Origin of the sequence: Kitasatospora sp. NPDC056783, from assembly GCF_042789895.1 — a bacterium.
GTDB lineage: Bacteria > Actinomycetota > Actinomycetes > Streptomycetales > Streptomycetaceae > Kitasatospora.
Map to the genome: position 1 here is coordinate 1 of NZ_JBHUAF010000570.1, position 3,808 is coordinate 3,808.

A 3,808-nucleotide genomic window follows, 5' to 3' on the forward strand; every position below is an offset into this window, starting at 1 on the left:
CGACGGGAGCATGCGGCCCCCACACGTCCACGCGCACCGAGCGCCGATCGACGGTGACGGTGACGGGTCCGGCGGGCGCCTGCGCGTACCGACGCGCGATCCACAGCGGTACGCCCTCGGTCCGGGCGCGTTCCGCCAGAGCTGCCACCCCTTCCGGCCCGCCGCTCCGCCGCACTGCCAGGGGCCCTCGGCCGGAACCGGTTCGCTCCGGCTCCTGGTGGTTCTCGCTCCGGTCGGTCCCGGTCAGACCGCGATCGCGACCTCGACGGCGGTGCCCTGGGAGGCCACCACCTGACGGTCCACGGTCTGGCCCGGCACCAGCGCCCGCAGGGTCCACTTGCCCGGGCGGGCGAAGAACCGGAACTGGCCGGTCGCCGAGGTGGGCACCTCGGCCGTGAACTCGTTGTTCTCGTCCAGCAGCCGGACGTAGCCGTTGACCGGCTCACCGTCGCGGGTCACCGAACCCTGGATGATCGTCTCGTTCGCCACGTCAACTCCTGCCAGGTCCGGGCCGCCGGCCTTCGCACCGCACATGTCTGTCTTCCCTTCTGACTTACGGGTCGAGCCGGGGGGCTCAGTTGCTGCCGAGCTCGATCGGCACGCCGACCAGGCTGCCGTACTCGGTCCACGAGCCGTCGTAGTTCTTGACGTTCTCCTGGCCGAGCAGCTCGTGCAGCACGAACCAGGTGAGCGCGGAGCGCTCGCCGATGCGGCAGTAGGCGATGGTGTCCTTCGCCAGGTCGATGCCCTCGGCCTCGTACAGCGCCTTGAGCTCGTCGTCGCTCTTGAAGGTGCCGTCGTCGTTCGCGTTCTTGGCCCACGGGATGTTGCGGGCGCTCGGCACGTGGCCGGGGCGCTGCGACTGCTCCTGCGGGAGGTGGGCCGGGGCGAGCAGCTTGCCGGAGAACTCGTCGGGCGAGCGGACGTCGACCAGGTTCAGGCTGCCGATGGCGGCGATCACGTCGTCGCGGAAGGCGCGGATCGAGGAGTCGGCGGCCTGCGCCCGGTACTCGGTGGCGGCGCGGGCCGGCACCTCGACGACCAAGTCGCGGGAGTCCAGCTCCCACTTCTTGCGGCCGCCGTCCAGCAGGCGGACGTCGCCGTGGCCGTACAGCTTGAAGTACCAGTAGGCGTACGAGGCGAACCAGTTGTTGTTGCCGCCGTACAGGACGACGGTGTCGTCGTTGGCGATGCCCTTGGCGCTGAGCAGCGCCTCGAAGCCGGCCTGGTCGATGAAGTCGCGGCGGACCGGGTCCTGGAGGTCCTGCTTCCAGTCGATCCGGACGGCGTTGCGGATGTGGTTCTTCTCGTACGCGGAGGTGTCCTCGTCGACCTCGACGATGACGACCTTCGGGTCGTCCAGGTGGGCCTGGACCCAGTCGGCGTCGACCAGGACGTCGCTGCGGCTCATGGTGGTGTTCTCCATCCGAGGGCGGTTGTGCGGAGGTGCTGCTCAGGAGGGTGCTGAAGGGGCGCCCGGGTGGGTGTGGTCCGAAATCCTGTCCGAATGACGGGACGAGGAGGATGGGCCGACGACCGGGCCGGGAACTGCGGGGTACATCGGCGACGGCCCGCTCACAGAGCCGGGCGCGGTCGCCGGGAAGATCGGCGGCGGGCGTCAAGTGCCCTGCCGGGATGCCGAGTCAGCGCATTCGACACAGACAGGCGGCCACGCGGCACAGGTCTACCGCCCGCCGCTTCGTGAGGTCCGTCTGTCGCTTCATGCCGACGATGCTAGGGACACCGGAGGGCCGCTGTCATCAGCGTATCGAATACTGGGATCGAAACGACCGGATGATGGGATTCCACTGGATCCCGGCCCGCCGGGGCCCGGCCGCGGCCGCTCCGGAGGTGCTCCCGAGGCGGAAACGACACCGCCCCGCGGTCCGCGCTGGACAGCGCGTCTCGCGGAGCGGAACGATTCGGCAGCCCGGTCGGCGGGAAGGCCGGCCGGGTGCCGCTCAGCCCAGCAGCTTGACGTCCTTGCCGTCGAAGGTCAGCTGGAGGCCCTCCGGCAGTGGCGTCACACCGCCGCTCCCGCCCTCCTGATCGGCCAGCTTCAGCCCGGCCGGCAGCGAATCCAGGGTGAAGCTCATCGGCTCCAGCTGCTGACCGCTGAAACCGGCCACCATCCCCGCCAGCGAGCTCAGCCGGAAGCCGTCCACCGTGACGGTGTTCCCCTTGTTGCTCACATTGCCCTCGCCGATCGCGATCGGCCCCAGCGAGGCCTTGACCTTGCCCGGCCCGGCGTAGGCCAGGGTCAGCCGGGAGCTGCCGCCCACCGGCAGCTTGGCCCCGTGCAGCAGCTGAGAGGCGGGCGGCAGCAGCTGCGCGAGGTCCGGGTAGGAGATCACCCCGCTGCCGGTCCCGCCGGCCACCGTGGCGCTGCTCATGCTGTCGCTGACCTTGACCCCGGAGAGCTTGGCCTTGAACGAGTGCAGCGCCACCTGGTGGCTGCCGTCGCCGACGGTCAGGCCGTCGGAGGAGATCCGGACGTCGTCCAGCTCCATCGACAGCACCTGGGTGAGGAACGGGAAGCCCTCGATCGAGACGTCCGGGCGCTGGCTCATCCGGCCGCTCTTCACGATCCGGTCGGCGGCCTCGTCCTCGGCCACCCCGACGGCGATCCGGTCGGCACCCACCAGCAGGCCGCAGAGCACCGCCAGGCCGATCGTGGCCTTCAGCCATCCGCGCATCGTGTCTCCCGTCGTCGCCGGTCGCCGACCGTTCCTGATCGTCCGCGATGGGTCGTTCGCGGTGGATCGTCCGCCGTTCCGCGGCGGACCCGGGACGCGCCCGCTCCCGCACGACCGTACGACGTCCCGCCCCGGACCATGGTTCCGGGGCGGGACCGCGGCCCGGACCGGCACGGACCGGCCCGGACCGGCCCGGACCACGGGAACGGGATCAGGCCAGCAGGTCGGTGGCGAGCCAGATCAGCGGCGCGGCCACGGCCAGCGGCAGCGCCACCCCCGCCGTCATGTGCACGAAGCGCGACGGGAAGTCGTACGCGGCGACCCTGCGGCCGACCAGCGCACCCAGCCCGGCCAGCGCGCCGAGCGCCACCGGCGCCCCGACCAGCAGGCCCAGCACCACCGCCGCGGCCAGACCCAGCACCGGGCCCAGCTGCCTCGGACCGGGCAGCGGCGCCGCGGCCAGCAGGGTGGCCAGCGCCACCGCGCCCACCCCGGCCGGCACCCAGTCGGCCAGCAGCAGCGTGGTGCACAGCGCCGTCACCACGGTGGCCGAGCCGAGCACCGTCAGCGCGTAGAACCGCTCCTTCGGGTCGGACGGGCGGAACGTCTGCAACACCAGGACGAGCAGGAAGAACCCGCCCAGGGTGCCCACCACGGCCGCCACGCCGCCGTCGGAGTCCGCCAGCAGCACCGCGGCGTCCGCGGTGAGCCCGGCCAGCGCGGCGAGCAGGATGCCCTGCCGGGCCGGCCACATGCCGTTCAGCCGGAACCAGCCGGCCGCCGTCAGCAACTGGAGCAGCGCGACCACCAGGGCCAGCGCGACCTGCCCGAGGGCGGCGCCACCGGCCAGCAGCGCGGCCGCGCCGGCGGTGATCAGGGCCGGCTGGAGGCCCGGGTCGATGATCGGCGAGCCGGTCCGGCCGCGCGGGCCCGCGGGTGGCGCGGCCTGCGCCGGGACGGACCGCGGCGGGACGGCCGCGTACGGCGGCACGGCGGGGGCGCCCAGCGGACCGGGGGCGACCGGGCGCTTCAGGGTCATGGTCGGCGGGTCGAAGGCCTCCGCCGACTGCCGCGCGGGGGCGGGCCGCGGCGCCGGGGCCGCGTGCCGGGCC

The 3,808-nt window shown here is 72.9% G+C and carries 4 protein-coding genes and 1 pseudogene; all 5 read right to left on the reverse strand.

The features are described from left to right. Window positions 1–243: 243 nt before the first annotated feature. The gene (locus ACFRMQ_RS39205) at window positions 244–534 is read right to left on the reverse strand and encodes a DUF1416 domain-containing protein (protein ID WP_030288989.1); all 291 of its coding nucleotides are present in this window, start codon (window positions 532–534) and stop codon (window positions 244–246) included. A 40-nt stretch (window positions 535–574) separates the two neighbouring features. Next, complete coding sequence (locus ACFRMQ_RS39210; protein ID WP_380735673.1) at window positions 575–1,411, reverse strand: sulfurtransferase; 837 nt, start codon at window positions 1,409–1,411, stop codon at window positions 575–577. A gap of 232 nt (window positions 1,412–1,643) precedes the next feature. Continuing rightward, window positions 1,644–1,724, reverse strand: a complete 81-nt coding sequence (locus tag ACFRMQ_RS39215) for an Ms5788A family Cys-rich leader peptide (RefSeq protein ID WP_350517234.1) — start codon at window positions 1,722–1,724, stop codon at window positions 1,644–1,646. Window positions 1,725–1,961: 237 nt separating this feature from the next. Then, window positions 1,962–2,696 (reverse strand): DUF2993 domain-containing protein, encoded by a 735-nt coding sequence (locus ACFRMQ_RS39220; RefSeq protein WP_380735675.1) that lies wholly within the window; start codon window positions 2,694–2,696, stop codon window positions 1,962–1,964. Between the two features lie 211 nt (window positions 2,697–2,907). Beyond that, window positions 2,908–3,808, reverse strand: a pseudogene (locus ACFRMQ_RS39225) (hypothetical protein); the annotation flags it as partial.

Excerpts from the sequence above, each read along its gene's own strand:
- ACFRMQ_RS39205 (WP_030288989.1), bottom strand. The coding sequence starts at position 534 with ATGTGCGGTGCGAAGGCCGGCGGCCCGGACCTGGCAGGAGTTGACGTG.
- ACFRMQ_RS39210 (WP_380735673.1), bottom strand. The coding sequence starts at position 1,411 with ATGAGCCGCAGCGACGTCCTGGTCGACGCCGACTGGGTCCAGGCCCAC.
- ACFRMQ_RS39215 (WP_350517234.1), bottom strand. The coding sequence starts at position 1,724 with ATGAAGCGACAGACGGACCTCACGAAGCGGCGGGCGGTAGACCTGTGC.
- ACFRMQ_RS39220 (WP_380735675.1), bottom strand. The coding sequence starts at position 2,696 with ATGCGCGGATGGCTGAAGGCCACGATCGGCCTGGCGGTGCTCTGCGGC.